The sequence below is a fragment of the Psychrobacter sp. 1Y4 genome, from assembly GCF_051847555.1.
This window is the reverse complement of sequence record NZ_JBPYDE010000224.1, coordinates 1-952: the sequence shown is the minus strand read 5'-3', so window position 1 is coordinate 952 and position 952 is coordinate 1. Positions and strand designations below refer to the sequence as shown.

At 43.4% G+C, this 952-nt stretch carries 1 protein-coding gene; it reads right to left on the bottom strand.

Annotation, left to right across the window (positions count from 1 at the left end):
- Window positions 1-339 precede the first annotated feature (339 nt).
- A partial coding sequence (locus ACS8FC_RS15380) for a peptidylprolyl isomerase (protein WP_439297414.1) occupies window positions 340-952 on the bottom strand: 613 nt, incomplete at its 5' end.

Sequence of the window (952 nt, the reverse complement as noted above, 5' to 3'; positions counted from 1 at the left end):
ACTGTTTATGACTTAGGATGAGTCAACATGGAAGAGAGATAATAATAACATGAAGCACTGAAGCCCCGAACCAATCGCCCTAGGTTCGGGGCTTTTCTTTGTGCATCATTTGTCGATGTGTAATATTCCTGCCATACACATCTAAATAGATTGGTTTAACCGTCTATTAAGTTAATTGTACTTAGGCGGTTTGCTATCCATTATTCTAATTAACTGGCAGTCAATTTCTAAATAAAAAAAGGGTATATGCATTGGCATATACCCTTTTTCTGTGCAAGCTAATCAGTATTATTAGCGCTCAGTGTATTAACTTATGACCAAGCAGTTAAACGTAGGTCTTTAACCGAGTACTTGGATGTAAGCACCTGCACGCAATTCTTGCAACCAGTCTTCTTGTGCTTGAGGCGCTAGGCGTTGATATAACGCTTGGCGTGCCATATTGCGACGATATTGCTCGCTGACATCTTGCTGACGCTTACCATCAACTTTTAGGATATGCCAGCCGAATTGAGTTTTGAATGGAGCAGAGTAGTCACCAACGGCCGTGTTTTTCATTGTGGCTTCAAATGGACCCACCATATCTTCTTCACTGACCCAATCAAGATCACCACCGCGGCCAGCCGATCCTGGATCGTCTGAATAGGTTGATGCTAGGGAAGCAAAATCAGCGCCATTACGCAGTTGCTCATACAAATCATTAATTTTCTGTTCAGCCAGTGCATCTGTCTGTAACTCATCGACTTTTACCAAGATATGACGAGTATGCCACTGCGGAATCAGCATGGTATCACTGGCTTTTTTATCAGCCAGCTTAACGATATCGATACCTTCAGGCGTTAGTAACGGCTCACTGACTGCACCAATATCGAGGTTGGTAATTTTGCTTGATAGCTCTGTCGGTAGGGAGGCCGCTTTGTGAAAGCCCATATCGCCACCTTGAATAGGGATAGGA